The organism is Pseudoalteromonas sp. Z9A5 (assembly GCF_011378875.1).
Lineage (GTDB): Bacteria > Pseudomonadota > Gammaproteobacteria > Enterobacterales > Alteromonadaceae > Pseudoalteromonas.
The window spans coordinates 208,475-227,777 of the sequence record NZ_WTLC01000001.1 but is presented as its reverse complement, the minus strand read 5'-3'; the positions used below and the strand labels follow the sequence as shown (position 1 = coordinate 227,777).

Sequence of the window (19,303 nt, the reverse complement as noted above, 5' to 3'; positions counted from 1 at the left end):
CATTTTGATAATCTTAAACATTATCAACCAAAATATGATAGATATTAAAAAATAAACCAACGCTCTGAAGTCTTTCAAATATTGTTTGTAAATCTAAATTAAATAAGTAAAAAAAGAATAAAACATACACATTAAAATATTGGAAAATAAGCATTACAAACACGCTTATTTATAGTTATTCTTTTTAATCACTACTCCCAAATACAATTAATAGTATGTAAGCAAACTATATCTGTGAGTAACTTTGTACTGTATTCACAATCATCTTTAATTAAAACACTATAATAAAAAAGGTCACTCAGTTTTACACCAAAGTGACCTTATAAATAATTAAGTAATCAAATGACTAGTTAGTTTTTCTTGTGTAGCTAACATTTGTCATAGTAACTTTTGACTTAGTAATACCTAAATCTTTAAAACACTCTTTGAATGAGTCTGAGTTACCTGATTCACCACAATCATCTAGTGTATATGGGTCTTGCGATTGTAGGTAGTTACCAAATTTGAAGTAAGACTCTGAGTCATCTTCTACTGGAATACCAAAAGTAGTCCCTAGTGCAGTTACATCTACGTCTCCGTAATTGTTCACTACTTTTAGATTAAATGAACCACCGCTAGTAATAGTACCTAGTGCATGCTTTTCTTCGTTACCATTGGTGTTACGTAAACGAACATAAACGTCAAAAACTCCGTTACCCGCTACGCTATCATCAAAACCTGATTCATCAGTATCTGAAACATATACTTTCGAAATTGTACCTGTATCGCTAGCATGGTGCTGAGAAATAATCGTTTTACCACCATCCGACATTTCAACTTTTACAGTTGCTTCAAAAACTTCATAGGTTTCGGTCATTGCAACACGTGCACTTTCTTTAACCTTATATTCATGACGCCAGCCATTTCCATTTGGAGTGATATGACGTGCTTCTAAAGGAACAAATTCTAAAGTGTCACTATTTACTAATGGGTTAGGATTGTCGCCTTCAAGGTCGAAAATACTGCCATCAGTGATATTGCTTGCTATGCCAGAACCGTTATCAGTACCGCCACCAGTATCACCGCCGCCAGTGTCACCACCACCTGAACCACCATTGCTTAGAGCAAAGTCATCAAAACGAACATCACTTGAGCTGTTATTGTGCTTAGCAAAAACTTGTAATGAGTTAGTATTCGCTGAAGTAAATGTTTTAGTCACTTTAGTCCATGAAGAAACATCAAATTTTTCGCTTTGAAATAAGCCATTTAGATCATTAACGCCAATTTCACCTTTACCAAGTACATATGCACTTAACGTGTATTCAGTGTTTTTATCTATATTTACAACTTGGTGCACACGACCAGGACTACCTTGAATTTTTAACGAACTAGAACCTTTGTAAGCACTATCTGAAATAGCGGCTGGTTCTACTTCATTCCAGTTGCTCCAACCATCTTCAAAACCAGAGTTTTCAATAGTTGCTGCCTGTACGAAACTTGAACTAGCAGTCATAGCTGCAAGTATAAATAGGGATTTTTGGTTAATCATTATGTTATTTCTCCGAACCTGTACATGAAAACAATCTACTACTTGGCTAAGTAAAAAATCACTTGAACCTAGATCACTGCCTGTAAACAAGCTTTAAATTGTGTATTGTATATTGTGTAATTGGTAATAATAAAATCAAAACAAAGCTCCAGACTTGAGTTGAAAGAATGTATTACCAATTGAAGTTACCAGCTGGTCGAAACACAAGGTATATTTCTTGTTAATACTTTGCAACATTTAATTTGATAAGAAATAAGTACTAGTTACATTTACTTTCTTGTATGGATAATAGGTATAAATGCAGTATAAACAACGAATAAGGTAGAAATTATGAGCAAAAAAGACATAAAACCTAAATAAGGAACAGCGTGAAAATAATAAATAAGTACTAACAATAAATTGTAATTGGTAGACCAAAAAACGAACATTCATTAAAAATCAAAAAATCGGTAAAAATGTAAATAAAAAAATTGTTTATTTTGTTTTTGGTAATAAAGCTTACGTTCAGCTTTGGTTACTAAATCACACCATTGGTTAACCAATAAGCATTAAGTAAATTCATCTTTTATGAAGAATTATTTACATATCGGCTTTTAGTTACGCAATAATATAATTATGCAAAGTTGAATCGGCACTTAAAAAGCATCAAATAAATGTATCTTCAGTAAAAAACAGGTATAAAACGGCGGGAGTAAATATACCTAAAAGCGTGTCGCCTTTCAGGGTTAAAGTTTGTTCAATCTAGGAGATATTTGTAGTGGTACAATTTAAACGCAGTGTGGGATTTATAATCTAATAAGCTCGGTAACGGCTTCTTTGTTGCCTCACCGCTCTTAACCTATTTAAGAATCAGTAAAAAAAAACTAAAGCATCAACATCCTACTCACCTCTTTAACTACATCTATGCAGGCAATAAAGAGCTAATTTCTGCTAGAAATAGCCTTTTGGCATCGTATATTTCACCCCTATGTGTCGTTATCACCTATTTACAGAGGGGGTTACCATCTCATAACATTAAATAGCCCCCTACATCGCTTAGAAAACAGAGCTGTAAATTTAACCTCGATAGATAACCGTACTTCAGCAAACTTACGATGTTTATATAAGTAGCTTAATTGATGGGATAAATTTTTCTCAAACAAAAAAGGCGAACATTTTTCAATGTTCGCCTTTTAATAAACGCTAGTTACTAATTACTCTTGAAAGTAAGTGCCCCAACCGTCGTATTCTACTTCGCACTCTACAGCTAGTTGAGCTAGCTTATCAACGTCTTCCATAATAACGTCTACATCAAGCTCAGCTTCAACAACTATGTCAAAGCTCCAAATTTTACTGCCGTCTTCAAGCTCAAGTTCTGCTGGCTCTTCAACATCGTAACCCAATTTAAAAGCAGCAAGAGCAGCTTGCTCTAATTTAGGAAAGTCTTCACATACAAAGTGATGTTCTACTTCGTATAATATTTCAGGATCAGACCCATCTTCAAGTAATGAAGATACGATGTCTTCACTTATTTCACGCCAATTTTCCATTATTTTTCTCTCACTTGAGCATCTAATTCAGTTATTTTAGCAGCCATAATACTGTGTACACTTTTGGCGTGCTCTCGCGCACTAATACTTTCATCAAGTGATATAGGCGCTAACATTTCGATGTAAATTGTACCATTATCCCAGCGGTTTAGCTTAATGGTTTTATGCGAAGTGCTCATACACACTGGCACTATTGGTACATCTGCACTCATAGCGGTATGAAAAGCCCCTGTTTTAAAAGGCAATAAACCGCGCCCGTAGCTACGGGTACCTTCGGCAAATACCCAAACAGATAAGCCATTTTGCTTTATTTTATCAGCTGCTTTTGAAATTGTACCAGCCGCTTTTGAACGATTTGCTCGATCAATTAAAATATTACCTGAAAGCCAATAAAGCTGACCAAAAAATGGGATCCACTTTAAACTCTTTTTACCTAAACTCACGCAGTTTTTTGGCACCATTGCTGGCACTGTAAATAAATCGTAGCTATTTTGATGGTTAGCAACATAAACAGCAGGACCAATATCAGCAGCATCTTTATGACGGGTTAAAACTAATTTAACACCAATCATTTTAGCCATTGAGCCAAACCAACCCGCTATAATATGTACATTATTACGGTGAAATGGTCTTACTAACGAAAGCAATAAGCCAAAAAAACAGCTTAACAATATAAATAGCAGCATAATAAAAATACGAATAACAGCTAGCAAATGAACACCTCCTAAAATCTATTATAAGTATTATAGCGTTATTTTGTGACACAAACGAGATAATAGCGCACAAGTGTACGCTGAAATTTTTAATTTTTTATTTGAAAAAAAAACGGCCTGCAAATGCAGACCGTTTCTAATTATACAAAAAAGTAATTGGCTACTCTTCAATAATGGTTTCTATTGGCTCATCATCTTGAGGTGTTAACTCAACAACGGCTTCGTCAACACGCTGTAACCCGCGCGGTAGCTTATTACCTCTACGACCTCGCTCACCATGATAGTGTTCTAGGTCACTTGGTTTAAGGGTTAGTTTTCGCTTACCAGCATGCAATGTTACGCTACTGCCTTGTGGTACAACAGCAAGCACTTTTACAAACTCTTCGCGAGCTTGCACTTTAGCACCTGGAATAGAGATTATCTTATTACCTTTACCTTTGCCTAACTTTGGTAAGTCACGCAGCGGGAATAAAAGCATTCTGCCTTCGTTAGAAATAGCCATACAATAATCGCTAGCTACGTCGTTAACTCTAATAGGAGAAAGTAATATTCCACCCTTAGGTACACTTACTAACGCTTTACCGTTTTTATTTTTACTAACTAAATCTTTAAAGTCGGTAATAAAGCCGTAACCCGCATCTGACGCCATAAGCAATACTTGCTCATCTTCACTCATTACCACGTGCTCAAAATTAGCCCCTGCTGTTAAGTTAAATCGGCCAGTCATTGGCTCGCCTTGACTGCGCGCCGAAGGTAGGCTATGCGCATCGGTTGCAAACGCGCGTCCTGCTGAATCTAAAAATACCGCAGGTTGATTACTCTTACCACGAGCAGAGGCTCTAAAGCCGTCACCCGAGCGATAATTTAAACCTTGTACATCTAAGTCATGACCTTTACCAACGCGTGCCCAGCCTTTGTCTGATAGCACAACAGTGACTGACTCTGATGGAATTAAGTCTTTTTCGTTGAGTGCTTTAGCTTCTGAGCGCTCAATCACTGGCGAGCGACGATCGTCACCGTACATTTCAGCGGCTTCTTGGATTTCTTTTTTAAGCAGTGTCGACATACGACGTTCTGAACCAAGAATTTGCGCTAATTTATCACGCTCTTTGGCTAGTTCATCTTGCTCACCGCGAATTTTAAATTCTTCAAGCTTGGCTAAATGACGAAGTTTTAATTCTAAAATTGCTTCTGCTTGCGTATCAGTTAAATCAAAGCGCTCCATTAATACAGGCTTTGGTTTATCTTCGCTGCGGATGATTTCAATTACTTCATCAATATTTAAAAAGGCGGCTAATAAGCCCTCTAAAATATGCAAACGCGCTAATACTTTATCTAAACGGTACTGCAAACGACGACGCACTGTTTCACGTCTAAATATTAGCCATTCACTTAAAATACAGCGTAAATCTTTAACCTGCGGACGACCATCTAGCCCCAGCATATTTAAGTTTACGCGGTAATTTTTTTCTAAATCGGTGGTTGCAAATAAGTGCGCCATTAATGGCTCAGCTTTAATACGATTTGAGCGCGGAATAATTACAATACGTGTTGGATTTTCGTGATCTGACTCGTCACGTAAATCGGCAATCATTGGTAATTTTTTAGCGTTCATTTGCGCTGCAATTTGCTCAAGTACTTTACCACCAGAACATTGATGCGGCAGTGCCGTAATAACAATATCGCCATGCTCTTCAGTGTATACCGCGCGCATTTTGATAGACCCACGGCCGGTTTTATATATTTTATGAATATCGGCTTTTGGGGTAATTATTTCAGCATCGGTTGGGTAATCTGGCGCATGTACAAGCTCAAGTAATTCTTCAAGCTCTGTTTTTGGTTTATCAAGTAATAAACAACATGCACTGGCTACTTCACGTACGTTATGCGGCGGAATATCGGTTGCCATACCTACGGCAATACCGGTTATACCGTTAAGTAAAATATGCGGTAAACGAGAAGGCAGTACAACAGGTTCATCCATTGTGCCATCAAAATTTGGTGTCCAATCTACAGTCCCTTGACCAAGCTCTTTAAGCAGTATTTCAGAAAACTTTGATAAACGCGCTTCGGTATAACGCATTGCTGCAAACGATTTAGGATCATCTGCCGCCCCCCAGTTTCCTTGCCCGTCTACCAAAGGGTAGCGATAAGAAAATGGCTGCGCCATTAATACCATTGCTTCGTAACAAGCGCTGTCGCCATGTGGATGATATTTACCGAGTACGTCACCCACTGTACGGGCTGATTTTTTGTACTTAGCATTTGCCGATAAACCCAGTTCACTCATCGCATAAATAATACGACGCTGTACTGGTTTTAAGCCATCACCTACATGCGGTAAAGCACGATCCATAATTACGTACATGGAGTAGTTTAAATAGGCGTCTTCTGTAAAACGCCCCATTGTTTGTTGTTCAATTCCTTGCATTAGCAAGGTATCTGTATCACTCATTAAAGCTTACCTAGTTTTTCTTATAGCTTACACGGTAGATTACATTGGCGTAATCATCGCTTACCAATAGACTGCCATCGCCTAACTCTGCAAATGCAACAGGGCGTCCAAATGTTGTTTCGTCTTTCATAAAACCAGTAATAAATGGTGTATATTTAGTTACGCGACCTACTTCAATTGTTGCCAGCCCTACTTTATAACCTGACTTTTTAGAACGATTCCATGAGCCATGTTCAGCAACAAATAACTGCTGCTTATAACTTGCTGGAAATTGCTTACCGTTATAAAAATGAATGCCCAGTGGTGCTACATGTGCAGGGAGTGCAAGTGCCGGCGACGTGTAATCGGCAATATTTTTGCCAGCACCAAATTCAGGATCGATAATCGCACCGGCGTGTACATACGGAAAGCCAAAATGCTCACCTTCTTTAGTTGCACGATTTAATTCATCCGGCGGAATATCATCGCCCATCATGTCGCGACCATTATCAGTAAACCATAGGGCTTGAGTGGCAGGATGAAAATCAAAACCAACTGAGTTTCTTACCCCTTGCGCTATGGTTTTTATTTGCTTTGTTTCTACATTTAACGCAAAAATTCTGCCAAAGCGTTCATCCTCAGCACAAATATTACATGGCACACCAACTGGAATAATTAACTCACCCGTTGGCGCAAAACGTAAAAATTTCCAACCATGATGACGCTCAGACGGTAATGCGTTATAAACAACATCAAACTTTGGATCTTTTAATTGGGTATCAATATTTTTAAAGCGAATTATACGGTGTACTTCGCCTACATATAAATCACCACCTTTAATGGCGATACCTGAGGGCATATTTAACCCCTCAGCAACCAACATTTTTTTATCTGCTACGCCGTCGCTATTATGATCAATAAGTGCATATACATTACCCGCCTTGCGAGAACCTACATATACAATACCTTTTTTTGAAACTGCTATTTGACGGGCATTTTCTACATTATCTGCAAATAGACTAATTTCAAATCCGGCTGGAACTGTAAGCTTATCGAGTATATTTTTCGCCATTACAGGGCTACTAACTAATCCAAGCAGTAGCAGTGTATTAAGTAAACTTTTCATATGCCTCTCCTAGGTTTCAGCGCTTACGCTGGCTAAACTTGTGCTTTGTTACCATGATCTTCTAACCATTGACGACGATCAGGCGATCGTTTTTTAGCAAGTAGCATATCCATCATTTCCATGGTTTCTACTTCATCTTCTAAAGTAAGCTGTACTAAACGTCGTGTATTAGGGTCCATAGTCGTTTCGCGCAACTGCAGCGGATTCATTTCGCCTAGACCTTTGAATCGCTGAACGTTTACTTTACCGCGTTTTTTCTCAGCTTCAATACGCGCTAAAATTGCCGTTTTCTCTTGCTCATCTAGAGCGTAGTAAACTTCTTTGCCAATATCGATTCTAAATAAAGGTGGCATTGCAACATACACATGACCTGTTTTTACTAACTCAGGAAAGTGACGTACAAACAGTGCACACAATAACGTCGCGATGTGTAATCCATCCGAGTCAGCATCGGCTAATATACAAATTTTATTGTAGCGTAATGCCGACATATCTGTTGATTCTGGGTCAATACCCAATGCCACTGAAATATCGTGTACTTCTTGTGATGCCAGTATTTGACCTGACTCAACTTCCCACGTATTTAAAATTTTACCACGTAGCGGCATGATAGCCTGAAATTCACGGTCTCTTGCTTGTTTAGCTGAGCCACCAGCAGAATCACCTTCCACTAAAAACAATTCGGTACGGTCGTTGTCTGCCGCACTACAATCGGTAAGTTTACCTGGTAAAGCAGGACCTGCAGTAACACGTTTACGCACTACTTTTTTAGCTGCACGCAAGCGAGTTTGCGCATTTGAAATACATAACTCAGCTAATAATTCTGCGGTATCGGTATGTTCATTTAACCATAAACTAAACGAGTCTTTTACAACCCCCGATACAAATGCAGAACACGAGCGTGATGATAGTTTTTCTTTTGTTTGACCGGCAAATTGAGGGTCTTGCATTTTAACCGACAACACATAACTACAACGATCCCAAATATCATCAGGAGTCAGTTTCACACCACGTGGAAGTAAGTTTCTAAACTCACAAAATTCACGCATTGCTTCAAGCAAGCCTTGGCGTAAACCATTTACATGCGTACCACCTTGCGCGGTAGGAATAAGGTTTACGTAGCTTTCAGCTATTGATTCACCACCTTCAGGTAGCCATACAACAGCCCAATCAGCGCCTTCAATTGAGCTTTTAAATTCGCCAACAAATGGGTCTTGCGGTAGGGTTTCAAAACCTTTAATTGCTTCAACTAAATAATCTTTTAAGCCTGTTTCGTAAAACCATTCTTGGGTTTCTTTTGTTTGTTTGTTAACAAACTTAATACGTAGCCCAGGACATAAAACCGCTTTGGCTTTTAATAAATGGTTAAGTTTAGTAATTGAATAATTTGGCGAATCAAAGTAGCTAACATCAGCCCAAAAACGAACCGTAGTACCGGTGTTACGCTTACCGACTGTACCAATTACGTTTAAGTCTTCTACTTTATCGCCGCTTTCAAATGCCATTCTAAATTGCTGAGCGTCGCGTCTTACTGTTACTTCTACACGCGTAGATAACGCATTTACAACCGAAATACCTACCCCGTGCAAACCACCAGAAAACTGATAGTTTTTATTAGAAAACTTACCACCGGCGTGTAATTTAGTGAAGATCAGCTCAACCCCAGGTATCCCCTCTTCCGGATGGATATCAATAGGCATACCACGGCCATCATCACTTACTTCGAGTGAGTTATCTTCGTGTAAAATCACGTCAATACGCGTGGCGTGACCGGCCATGGCTTCATCGACGCTGTTATCGATAACCTCTTGACCTAAATGATTGGGACGTGTTGTATCTGTGTACATCCCTGGGCGTCTTTTTACCGGATCTAATCCATTAAGTACTTCAATGGCTTCGGCATTATAATTTTGATCACTCATAATTTTTATCTTTATATGCGCTAAGGCTATGCTCAGCTAGTTTTACGTGATTTTAAGAAAATCTACAATACTTGCAAAGGTGCTCTCGAAACCGGTGTAACTGTGGTCGCCACCAAATTCTACTAGCTGCTTGCATTGCGAATAATAATTTACTGCGTGTTGAAAATTTAACACTTCATCGCCCGTTTGCTGTAACAAATAGAGCAGTTCAGGGTGTTTTAATTCATTTACAGCCAAAGCTTTGAGCGCTTCTATATGACTATTATTTAAATCATAATGATAATCTTGATACGGATTGTAATTAGGTCCAATCAATGACTGTAATAAGTTGTATGGTGCTACTGCGGGATTTATTACCACTGCAGGAATTTGATAACGCTGCGATAAATATGTGGCAAAAAAACCGCCAAGCGAACTTCCTAATAATACGGTATTAGGTGTTAATAACTGCTCAAGCTTAATGATTGCTTGTAAAGGCTCGTGGTTTAAGCACGGCACACAATAGTCAACTTCATAGTGTGCCATAAGCTCACCAAAGCGCACAGCTTTATATGATTTTTGTGAGCTATTAAAGCCATGAATATAAATTACTCGTTTAGCCATACCACTTCCGTTCTTATACTTATTTTATCTTGTTTTGAAACTATATAAAGCATTCTATAAGCTGCACCACAATTTTGTTGCAACCACTGCGAGCTATGTTTTTTAAACTGCACCGAACTTGCTGGAGTAGAAAGAATATTAAGCCCTCTAAAGCTTTGCTCATATTCGTTATGAACATGCCCATAAAACATTGCATTTACTCGGTCACTATTTACCAATACATTTAAAAGTTGCGGGCCATTTTCAAGCATATGCTTATCAAGATAGCCATTTATTGGTAGGGGATTGTGATGGCAAAATATCACTTTGCTGTTACTTGATTGAATCAAGCACTGTGTTATTTCATCTAAATGGGTATCTGTCACCCAACCTGCGGGTGTAATCCCTTTAGAATTAATTAGTAATAACTCTATGCCATTAGCAATAACATGCTTGGCACTTTTTATTTGCCCATCACTAATTTGATTAAACAATGCAATGTCGTCGTGATTACCTGGCAGCCAAAATACAGGACACGTTAAATCACTGCTTATAATTAATTCTTTAAATAATAAGTAAGATTCAAGACTGTGATCTTGTGTTAAATCGCCACCAAATATCACACAATCAAGTTGTTGTGTCGCCATATGCGCAAGCGCTTGTTCAAAATGATCAGCCGTATTTACACTAAAATACTCACCAGTTCTATCTGCAAACAAATGGCAATCAGTTATATGTGCAATAGTTAAAGATGGCTTATCAAATGTATACGTATCATCAAACCAAGCCATTATTTACATCCCAGTTTAAAGTCGCTTGTCCGTGCTCTACACAAGCAACTAACCAGTCATATAAAAAAGCATTAAGCTGATACTTTTCGTCTTTTTGATGCATTTTAGGATTAGGGTAACCATAAGAAGGTTTTATACGTTGATGGTAATCGTGATGAACAATTTCAGCCACTTTGGCATCGTGATACATTCTAACGGTTAAATACAGCGGCTTAATACCTTTAACCATCCCTGTTAATTGTTTAATAGAAATATCCATAGTGTACTTAGCGCTGCCATCAATTTTTGTAGCAAACTCACTGTTACCTAACTTCACTTCACGAATACTTCCTATATCGCGATCACTTGGTAACAACTTTAATAGTCGTAAGTAATTATGCTCACAAAGTGTTAAATACTTTGGAAGGCTTTGAATATATCGTTGGGTTGTTAAAAGTGCTGTCAAAATACCGCCATAATATTAGTAAAAGTTTATGCCCATTTGTTTGTCATTTTCTCACGATTTAGTGCAAGCCACTGCATACAAATAACCGTTGCTGCATTATCCATTTCACCATTATTGAGCCGTGTAAGTGCCTCATCAACGGTTAATATGTGAGTTCTAATATCTTCGCCTTCAGTTTCTAAACCATAAACGCCAGATTTAACTTCGCTTAAATCAGCGCGCGCTAAATATAAATGCAAACGTTCAGTTGTACCGCCTGGACTTGAAAGATACGACAACATAAATTCAAGTTCAGTTAAATTAAGCCCTGCTTCTTCAAAGGCTTCTTTTTTAACTACCGCTTCGTAATCTTCATTGCCATCGGTCATACCCGCTATACATTCTAACAGCCATGGAGTTTGTTTGCTTTTAATAGCGCCCATACGTACTTGCTCAATTAAAAGTATAGTGTCTGATACGGGATCGTAAGGTAATACAGCGATTGCATCGCCTCGCTCTAAAATCTCTCTGCTAATAATTTTTGAAGTTCCGCCTGCAAACAATGCATGTTCAAATTGATATAAATCTAATTGAAAAAATCCCTTATAAAGAGATTGTACCGACTTTATGGTCACATCTTTATGGGTAAATTGAACCAAATTTTTATTAGCCATATGGCTACCTCTTGCTTATCTAATAAATTAAAATCCGTTAATATATTCTGTTACACTTGAACGTATCGTTTTACTCTTTTTTTTTTTAGTTATTAAGTAAAACACGTTACCATGCTTTTAGTATAAAAATTGTCTAAGGACTGAATCCCACATGAAAAAGAACATTCTTGCGGCGCTGGTTAGTTTATCATGCGCATTAGGCACTACAGCAGCTAACGCTGAAGATTTACTACAAGTTTTTGAAATAGCCACAGCTAACGATCCTACTGTGTTAAAAGCAAAAGCCCAAGCTGATGCACAATCTTATCAAAGCGATTTAGCAATGAGTACGCTCTTGCCGCAAATTGGTTTGACTATGGGTTATGAAAAAAGTGACGCAACGTCTTACCAAAGTGTTGGTGATTTAGCTAGCCAAGTAAAAGTTGAAAGCGACACAGACCAATTCACTCGAGGTGTTAGCTTAAGCCAAACCTTATTTGATTTAGGTGCTTGGAATACTTTAGATATTGCCGACAAACAAGCTTTACAAGCTAGCGGTTTGTACGATGCAGCAAAACAAAATTTAATTGTACGCGTTGCTGAAGGTTATTTTAACGTATTAAGTGCAAGCGATAACCTTGAATTTGTTGAAGCTGAAAAACGCGCAATCGAACGTCAACTTGAACAAACAAAACAACGTTACGCTGTAGGCTTAACCGCTATTACTGACGTACACGAAGCGCAAGCTGAATTTGATAACTCAGTAGCACAACAAATTATTGCCGGTAATGCTGTAGAAACCGCACGTGAAGAACTTCGTGAAATTACAGGAAAATACCACGCTAAATTAGACTTTTTGAATACCGATACATTTTCAACAACTAAACCAGTTAAGCGTTCAGAAGACTTTGTAAAAGTAGCTGAAGATAACAACATTAACTTACAAGTGTCTAAGGTTACGGTTGATATTGCTAAGGATCAAATTGAATTAGCTAAAGCGGGTCATTATCCAAAATTAACATTAAGTGCAAGCTACGGCGATTCACTTACTAACCGCGAAATTAATGGCGCTAACTTTGATGATCAGCCTAGAGCAGACTCAAGCTCTGTAGCACTTAACTTTAGCGTACCGCTATATTCAGGTGGTGCAACAGTTGCGGCAACAAACCAAGCGCGTGCATTTTATGTATCGGCTAGCCAAGATTACGAAACTAATTACCGCGCTGTAACTCGCTCGGTTATTACATCTTATAATCAAGTCGTTTCTGATATCGCAACTTACAGAGCACTAGAGCAAGCTGTTGTTTCTGCCCAAAGCGCACTTAAAGCAACAGAAGCAGGCTTTGAAGTAGGTACTCGTACTATTGTTGATGTGCTAGTAAGTACACAAAATTTGTATGATGCAAAACGTAACCTTGCTGATGTACGTTACCGTTACGTGTTATCAACCCTTCGCTTAAAACAAGCGGCTGGTACATTAACAAGTGAAGATTTAGTTGCTATAAACCAAGGTTTAAAAGCAGCTTAAATTGCACAACTAAATATAATGTAAATTTATTGAAAGCCAGCGTTTAGCTGGCTTTTTGTATTTTATAGCGCTTAGCGTTAAACTAGCGTTTTTATTTTAGAGATTTTTTTGTGGTCACCTCATCTCCTTTTAAAGCATCATTTTTAGGTCCCCGCTATTGGCTTACGTGGATTGGCGTTTTATTTTTATATTTAATTTCTTGGTTGCCACAAAAACTACAGCTAACAATGGGCAAACTACTTGGTCGTTTAGTTCATAAGTTTATGAAACGCCGCCGCCATATTGCAGAAGTAAACATTGGTTTATGTTTTCCTAATATGAGCGAAATAGATCAACAAGCATTAGTTTTAAAAAATATGGAAAACACCGGTATTGCTATGGTCGAAACGGGCATGGCATGGTGGTGGCCGCAGTGGCGAGTTAAAAAAGCTTATGGTTCTATTAAAGGATTAGAGCATTTTGAGCGAGTGCAGGCATCAGGCAAAGGTATTTTACTACTTGTGCCACATATTTTGCATCTAGAAATGGCAAGTCGCGTTATGGGTTTAAAGTGCCAAGGTTTAGGCTTTTATCGTCCGCATAATAATGCGTTAATGGAATACTTTACAACTAACGGTCGCCTACGTTCAAATGAGTATTTAATTGGTCGAAAAGACGTTAAAGGCCTATTAAAAGCACTTAAAAATAAAAAGATATGTTACTACTTGCCTGATCAAGATTACGGTCGTAACCGTTGTGAATTTGTACCATTTTACGCAGTACCCGATGCTGCAACTACCACCGGAACACTTATGTTTGCCGCTAGTAAAAACTGCGAAACAATGAGCTTAATTAGCCGCCGTGATGAAAATGGAAAATATCATTTAGAAGTAATTCCAGAACTCGAAAACTTCCCTAGTGGTGATGATAAAGCTGATGTAACACGCGTTAACCAACGTGTAGAACAATCAGTTAATGCAGCTCCTGAGCAATACATGTGGCTACACCGCCGTTTTAAAACACGACCTGATAAAAATACCCCTTCTTTTTATAAAAAGTAATGGTATAACAATAAAAGGTACAAATATGATGAGTTGCTGTTATGTGGTTTTGGGTTAAACATTTATCGTTCGCCGTTGTATTAATCGTACTCGCCATTTACTTTTTGGTAGGAGAAGGTCCTACGTTTGATATAAGAGACTCTAAAAATGCGGCTGCCGAAGGGCTATCACGTTTTTATGCATCTATTAAAAATCAGGCTAAAAGCGATGAAGAGCGCGACAAATACGTTCTGCAGTTAAAAACCCCAGAACAAACTCTTGATACTGTACTTGCTGAGCGTACCCGTATTGTGAGTCCTATGCCCCCTAATTGGGTGGGTAGCGTAGAGCCTAGGCGTTTTAAAAACGGCTCCACACTTAAAAAAGTACTTAGCGCTTATGCCGATAAAGAAGGCATTGTAATGTATTGGTATTTAAGTAAAGACTACGTAGTTAAAGAACATTTTAGAGTCGATGGTAATTTCACTTCTGCTTTATACCAAGTTGGACGTGCTATAAACGATGATTTTGAATACGAAGTTTACACATACCTTTGCTTTAAACAGCGTGCTGCTGTTATTACCGAAAAGCCATCTGAGTTTGTCCGAGCTAACTGTTTAAAATTAAAAACTTAAAAGAAACGACTTAAAATAAAAATCCAAGCGTACGCTTGGATTTTTGCTAATTCAATTCAATTCAATTCAATTCAAAAATAGCATTCCAAACTTGCGTTATATTAGCTATATCTTGTAAAAATGCTTCTCGGGATACTAGCTTCCCTTGCTGATCTAAACTCAACACATGATAACAAGAGCGGTAATCTATATACGCTTTAATTAGCTGCTGCTTCTGCTCTTTTGTAATGCATCCTATATTAGCTGCATCCGTTAAAATTCTTACATTATCGGAATACACCGTCAGCTGTTCAAATTCTTGAGCATGCTTAAGCACTAAATATTGAGTAATAAATTCAATATCAGCCATTCCACCAATATCTTGTTTTAAATCAAATTGCTCAGTATTTCCTTTGGCAAGATGCCCGCGCATTTTTTCACGCATTTTTATTACATCACTTTTTAGCGTTACTTCATCACGTTGCTGACAAAGAATGTTTTTACGAATTTGTGCAAAACGCTCAACAAGCTCATCTTGACCTAAAATTAAGCGAGCACGAACAAGCGCTTGATGCTCCCACGTCCATGCTTGAGTTTGTTGATAATGATTAAAGCTCTCAAGGTTAATTGCTAACAACCCTGATGCACCTTCAGGTCGTAAGCGCGTATCAAGCTCATATAAAATACCCGATGCGGTACGTGTATTAAATAAATGCATTAAGCGCTGGGCAAGCTTTAAATAAAACTGTCGTGAGTCTATTGGTTTATCGCCATTCGTTTGGCTTGTACCATCGTGATTGTGCACAAAGACTAAATCTAAATCTGAATCGTAACCTACTTCAAACCCGCCTGTTTTACCGTAGGCAATTACAGCAAAGCCTTTATGTTCATTATCAGTACCTGGCGGCATACCAAAGCGTTTAACGGTGTTATGCCATGCAATATTAACGGCCTGCTCAACAATTGCCTCTGCTAATACAGTTAAGTGATCGCTTACTTTCATTACATCAAGAACACCCGTGGCATCAGCTGCGGCAATACGTAATTGATGCGTTTGCTTAAACTGCCTTAACGACTCCATTTGTAGCTCTAAGTCATCATGCTCAATACGTAAGAAATATTGTCTTATTTCATCCTTATAAGCACTTAATGGGGTTGGCTTATAAAGTATTGCTGGGTCAATTAGCTCATCAAGTAATATTGGATAACGAGATATATGCTCACCTATCCACTTACTGTGACAACATAATAGGACCAGCTGTTTTAGTGCGCCTGGATTTTCGTATAGCAACTCTAAGTAAGCAGTACGTGAAATAATTTTATTTAGTATTTGGCAAATCATCGTAAATGCAGCCGCACTGGCTTTAAAGTCACTTAACTGCTTTAACAATGCAGGCATTAATTTATCTAGGATGTCTCGACCCCGATTTCCAACATTTACTTTTGAAAGGCGCTGCTTAAAGTTTTGAAGAGGTAATTGCCACTCATCTTTTTGCTCTTTCAAAAAGCTTATATCACCATGATCCCATGCACTAATAAATGCACCTTCGCAGGTATCTAGAGGCTCGGTTTCCTCACCTATTACATGCGTAAATTCATTATTAACCTGACCCATAACATGCTCTATTTTATTAATAGATGCAGCAAAGTCAGGTTGCTCTAAAAGAAAGTTTAAGCGTTGTTGATTTAGCTCATCGTCTGGCAGTGTTTGTGTTTGTTGATCGTCGAATATTTGTAAATACTGCTCTACCTTACGCAAATAAAGATAATTACTTTTAAGATCTTTTGCTTCTAGTTCGTCAATTACTTGGCTAATTGTTAGTTCTTTTAATGCCTTAAGTAACGATTGAGTTTGTAAATTAGCTTCTCTTCCGCCACGTACCATTTGCAATGCTTGAACAATAAACTCAACCTCGCGAATACCACCCGCCCCTAACTTAATATTATTGGTTAGGCGTTTACGGCGTACCTCTTGGGCAATCATTAGCTTCATTTTACGCAATGATTCTATTACCGAAAAATCAATATAACGACGATAAACAAACGGTTTTAATAGTTTATTAAATTCATCCCAGTATTGATTAGGCGAACCAATTAAACGCCCTTTTAGCATGGCATAACGTTCCCAATCACGACCTTGTTCTTGGTAGTAATCTTCAATTGCATTAAAGCTCATAACCAATGGACCGCTTTCACCAAATGGACGAAGGCGCATATCAACTCTAAATACTTGCCCGTCACCGGTGGTTTGGTTAAGTGATGCAATAAGCTTCTGCGCTACTTTTGTATAAAATATTTGCGCTTCAATACTGCGACGACCGCCTTGGGTTTTAATACTGCGAGGGTATGCAAAAATAAGATCTATATCAGAAGAATAATTTAGCTCTTGTCCACCTAATTTCCCCATACCAAGCACCATAAGTGGCATAGATTGACCTTGTTCATCCAAAGGCTCGCCATTTACTTTAGCAACTTGCGCATGTGCCCATTCATTAGCGCTGCGTATGAGCATATCCGCAAGCTGGCTAATATACTTAATGCTATCTGAAATTGGGTTATTACAGCATAAATCTAAAAAAGCGACTTTAAGCCAATATTTTTCACGATACTGGCGAAGTTGCTTATGACATTGTGCTTCGTCTAATTCACTCAGATTTAAATTTTCGAAAGGCGATTTTATAGCTCTGTTTTTAATTTCGTCTTTGCATAACAACCACGAGATCAAGTCAGGCTGCGAATCTAAACACCGCCATGCAAAGTCGCTAAGCGCTAGTAACCTTACAACTTCACTTTCTATATTGTTATGTGGGTACAACGACTCAAAGCGCGTTAAGCCAAGTTTTTGTAATTGAATAGGAAGTTGCTTTACGTTACTCATCAATCCTCTCTTTTATATCATCAACAACCGTACTAGAATGATTAAAACCTAGAAAGGTTAACTCTAATTAGGATTACCATGTCATATTTGTCTTTATCTAACACTAGTTTTGTTGCTATTGCCATTAGTTTTGTCGTTATTTGCATTACTATTTTTCTTTTACGAGTTGTAACTCAAGTCAAAGCAAAACAAGCGCTTAAAGATGAATTAGCGCAGTATGATAACTTTGCTATGGGTATCAGCTTTGCCTCAGAAATATCAGTTGTCATAGCAACCATAGCATTTTTATTTGATGAAATAAGTGTAAATACAGCTCAATCAAATCCATTCAAAGTAGTCGTGTTAATCATTTTGCTATTTTCATTTATAAAAGTAGGGCATTTAATTCATCGTAAATGGATTTTGCACCGTTTTAATGAAGAAGCCGCTATTTTGAAAAAAAACGTATGCGCCGCATTAGTCGATTCAGGAATGTTAATTGCTAATTGTATTATGACCTTGGGCCTTTATACATGGACCCACACACAAGGTTTTAGTAACTTGCTAATCGCATTTGTCAGCTTTTTTGTGTTGCAAGGTATGTTTGCTTGCGATAGCAAAATACGTGAATACCGATTTGCCAAAGCAAACCAAGGTGCTTCATTACAAAGTAACTTTAATTTAGAAAATACCTCTATTGGTATTCGTTATGCTGGAAAATCAATTGGTTTAGCGCTATCTGTTTACGCAGGTTTATCCAGTGCCGCGTTTCAAAATGGTAAGATGGTTGAAAACTTATTTACACTCGTTATGCATTGCGGTGTAATGTGGATATTACTTTATTCGTTAACTTATATAATAAAAAAAATATCGTTACCAAATATTGATACCGCTCTTGAGGTCGATCATCAAGATAACATTGGTATTGCTTGCATCGAATTCGCTGTTTTTTGCGCAATAGGCTATTTACTTATTAGCATGTTTTCTATTTAACTCTGAGCTTTTTAAATTAAGTTGCTATAAACGCCTGCATTTAATTAGATTAGTAAACACTTTTGCTTAAATGCATTGGGGTCTTATGCCATTTGATATAACTAACTATCTATTAATTGATATAGATAACGATTTTAGTAGAGCCCTTGCTGGGCACTCTTTTAATAGCTCTGAGAATAATGCTCCAAGCACTTTAGTGATTGCAGGCAATAATATGCGTCAGTTAGTCAAAATGATGTTTGACGAACTAATAAAAGATTACTGCTATTGCGATTTCGAAAATGAAATTAGTGTTTCTGAACTTGCGAGCTATTTACATGAGCATCACGATATAAAGGGTGTTTTATTTAATCACACCGATTATTTACTTGCCGATGAAAAACAACGTTTTATTTATAATTCATTGCATAAAAATCGATTTTTGGTCAGTCAAAGCGAAGATGGTTTTACCTTTAATCCTGTTACTGACCCAGGGCACTCTAATCATTTGTCATGCCATACCGACATAGCAGAAACACCACTTAATCTTATTGAACCAAATTAAATTAGTTACTCTTTACCTCCTACATGGATGTAGATAAAGAGAGCTA

16 protein-coding genes are annotated in these 19,303 nt (G+C 37.7%); 5 read left to right on the top strand and 11 right to left on the bottom strand.

Features of this window, described 5'->3' with window-relative positions:
* Positions 1-346: 346 nt before the first annotated feature.
* The 10 genes from GQR56_RS01020 to GQR56_RS00975 form a co-directional block, all read right to left on the bottom strand.
* A complete protein-coding gene (locus GQR56_RS01020; protein WP_166108865.1) occupies positions 347-1,528 on the bottom strand; it encodes a polysaccharide lyase family 7 protein in 1,182 nt (393 codons plus the stop codon).
* Positions 1,529-2,721: 1,193 nt separating this feature from the next.
* Positions 2,722-3,057 carry a ribonuclease E inhibitor RraB gene (gene rraB / locus GQR56_RS01015; RefSeq protein WP_007376503.1) on the bottom strand — a complete coding sequence of 112 codons (336 nt, stop codon included), beginning with the start codon at positions 3,055-3,057 and terminating at the stop codon, positions 2,722-2,724.
* Positions 3,057-3,770, bottom strand: coding sequence for a 1-acylglycerol-3-phosphate O-acyltransferase (locus tag GQR56_RS01010; RefSeq protein WP_024611484.1), 714 nt, complete (start codon positions 3,768-3,770; stop codon positions 3,057-3,059). The genes rraB and GQR56_RS01010 overlap by 1 nt, the downstream gene beginning before the upstream one ends.
* 160 nt (positions 3,771-3,930) lie before the next feature.
* Positions 3,931-6,225 carry a DNA topoisomerase IV subunit A gene (gene parC / locus GQR56_RS01005; protein WP_166108864.1) on the bottom strand — a complete coding sequence of 765 codons (2,295 nt, stop codon included), beginning with the start codon at positions 6,223-6,225 and terminating at the stop codon, positions 3,931-3,933.
* A gap of 10 nt (positions 6,226-6,235) precedes the next feature.
* Positions 6,236-7,330 carry a PQQ-dependent sugar dehydrogenase gene (locus GQR56_RS01000; RefSeq protein WP_166108863.1) on the bottom strand — a complete coding sequence of 365 codons (1,095 nt, stop codon included), beginning with the start codon at positions 7,328-7,330 and terminating at the stop codon, positions 6,236-6,238.
* 32 nt (positions 7,331-7,362) lie between these two features.
* Positions 7,363-9,252 (bottom strand): DNA topoisomerase IV subunit B, encoded by a 1,890-nt coding sequence (gene parE / locus GQR56_RS00995; protein ID WP_024611486.1) that lies wholly within the window; start codon positions 9,250-9,252, stop codon positions 7,363-7,365.
* 42 nt (positions 9,253-9,294) lie between these two features.
* Positions 9,295-9,855 carry a YqiA/YcfP family alpha/beta fold hydrolase gene (locus GQR56_RS00990; protein WP_166108862.1) on the bottom strand — a complete coding sequence of 187 codons (561 nt, stop codon included), beginning with the start codon at positions 9,853-9,855 and terminating at the stop codon, positions 9,295-9,297.
* Positions 9,840-10,625: a metallophosphoesterase gene (locus GQR56_RS00985; RefSeq protein WP_166108861.1), complete on the bottom strand. Its 786-nt coding sequence runs from the start codon at positions 10,623-10,625 to the stop codon at positions 9,840-9,842. Before GQR56_RS00985 ends, GQR56_RS00990 begins: the two co-directional genes overlap by 16 nt.
* Complete coding sequence (locus GQR56_RS00980) at positions 10,612-11,070, bottom strand: DUF1249 domain-containing protein (RefSeq protein WP_024611489.1); 459 nt, start codon at positions 11,068-11,070, stop codon at positions 10,612-10,614. Before GQR56_RS00980 ends, GQR56_RS00985 begins: the two co-directional genes overlap by 14 nt.
* Before the next feature lie 26 nt (positions 11,071-11,096).
* Entirely contained in the window at positions 11,097-11,723 is a 627-nt protein-coding gene (locus GQR56_RS00975; protein WP_024611490.1) for an NUDIX domain-containing protein, read from the bottom strand.
* A gap of 151 nt (positions 11,724-11,874) precedes the next feature.
* Here GQR56_RS00975 and tolC point away from each other — a divergent pair, with 151 nt between their 5' ends.
* From tolC to GQR56_RS00960, 3 genes are all read left to right on the top strand, one after another.
* Positions 11,875-13,230, top strand: a complete 1,356-nt coding sequence (gene tolC / locus GQR56_RS00970; RefSeq protein WP_166108860.1) for an outer membrane channel protein TolC — start codon at positions 11,875-11,877, stop codon at positions 13,228-13,230.
* A gap of 110 nt (positions 13,231-13,340) precedes the next feature.
* Positions 13,341-14,270 (top strand): LpxL/LpxP family Kdo(2)-lipid IV(A) lauroyl/palmitoleoyl acyltransferase, encoded by a 930-nt coding sequence (lpxL, locus tag GQR56_RS00965; protein WP_166108859.1) that lies wholly within the window; start codon positions 13,341-13,343, stop codon positions 14,268-14,270.
* A gap of 41 nt (positions 14,271-14,311) precedes the next feature.
* Entirely contained in the window at positions 14,312-14,884 is a 573-nt protein-coding gene (locus GQR56_RS00960) for a toxin co-regulated pilus biosynthesis Q family protein (protein WP_166108858.1), read from the top strand.
* Positions 14,885-14,945: 61 nt separating this feature from the next.
* Here GQR56_RS00960 and glnE read toward each other — a convergent pair whose 3' ends face one another.
* Entirely contained in the window at positions 14,946-17,741 is a 2,796-nt protein-coding gene (glnE, locus tag GQR56_RS00955) for a bifunctional [glutamate--ammonia ligase]-adenylyl-L-tyrosine phosphorylase/[glutamate--ammonia-ligase] adenylyltransferase (protein WP_024611803.1), read from the bottom strand.
* Between the two features lie 78 nt (positions 17,742-17,819).
* Here glnE and GQR56_RS00950 point away from each other — a divergent pair, with 78 nt between their 5' ends.
* Together GQR56_RS00950 and GQR56_RS00945 are read left to right on the top strand one after the other, a co-directional pair.
* Positions 17,820-18,713: a hypothetical protein gene (locus GQR56_RS00950; protein ID WP_166108857.1), complete on the top strand. Its 894-nt coding sequence runs from the start codon at positions 17,820-17,822 to the stop codon at positions 18,711-18,713.
* 85 nt (positions 18,714-18,798) lie between these two features.
* A complete protein-coding gene (locus tag GQR56_RS00945; RefSeq protein WP_029880504.1) occupies positions 18,799-19,257 on the top strand; it encodes a hypothetical protein in 459 nt (152 codons plus the stop codon).
* The last annotated feature ends 46 nt before the right edge of the window (positions 19,258-19,303 follow it).

Bases quoted from the DNA above. Each gene is read 5' to 3' on its own strand.
- GQR56_RS01020 (WP_166108865.1), bottom strand. From the start codon at position 1,528: ATGATTAACCAAAAATCCCTATTTATACTTGCAGCTATGACTGCTAGT.
- rraB (WP_007376503.1), bottom strand. From the start codon at position 3,057: ATGGAAAATTGGCGTGAAATAAGTGAAGACATCGTATCTTCATTACTT.
- parC (WP_166108864.1), bottom strand. From the start codon at position 6,225: ATGAGTGATACAGATACCTTGCTAATGCAAGGAATTGAACAACAAACA.
- GQR56_RS01000 (WP_166108863.1), bottom strand. From the start codon at position 7,330: ATGAAAAGTTTACTTAATACACTGCTACTGCTTGGATTAGTTAGTAGC.
- parE (WP_024611486.1), bottom strand. From the start codon at position 9,252: ATGAGTGATCAAAATTATAATGCCGAAGCCATTGAAGTACTTAATGGA.
- GQR56_RS00990 (WP_166108862.1), bottom strand. From the start codon at position 9,855: ATGGCTAAACGAGTAATTTATATTCATGGCTTTAATAGCTCACAAAAA.
- GQR56_RS00985 (WP_166108861.1), bottom strand. From the start codon at position 10,625: ATGGCTTGGTTTGATGATACGTATACATTTGATAAGCCATCTTTAACT.
- GQR56_RS00975 (WP_024611490.1), bottom strand. From the start codon at position 11,723: ATGGCTAATAAAAATTTGGTTCAATTTACCCATAAAGATGTGACCATA.
- tolC (WP_166108860.1), top strand. From the start codon at position 11,875: ATGAAAAAGAACATTCTTGCGGCGCTGGTTAGTTTATCATGCGCATTA.
- GQR56_RS00960 (WP_166108858.1), top strand. From the start codon at position 14,312: ATGTGGTTTTGGGTTAAACATTTATCGTTCGCCGTTGTATTAATCGTA.
- glnE (WP_024611803.1), bottom strand. From the start codon at position 17,741: ATGAGTAACGTAAAGCAACTTCCTATTCAATTACAAAAACTTGGCTTA.
- GQR56_RS00950 (WP_166108857.1), top strand. From the start codon at position 17,820: ATGTCATATTTGTCTTTATCTAACACTAGTTTTGTTGCTATTGCCATT.
- GQR56_RS00945 (WP_029880504.1), top strand. From the start codon at position 18,799: ATGCCATTTGATATAACTAACTATCTATTAATTGATATAGATAACGAT.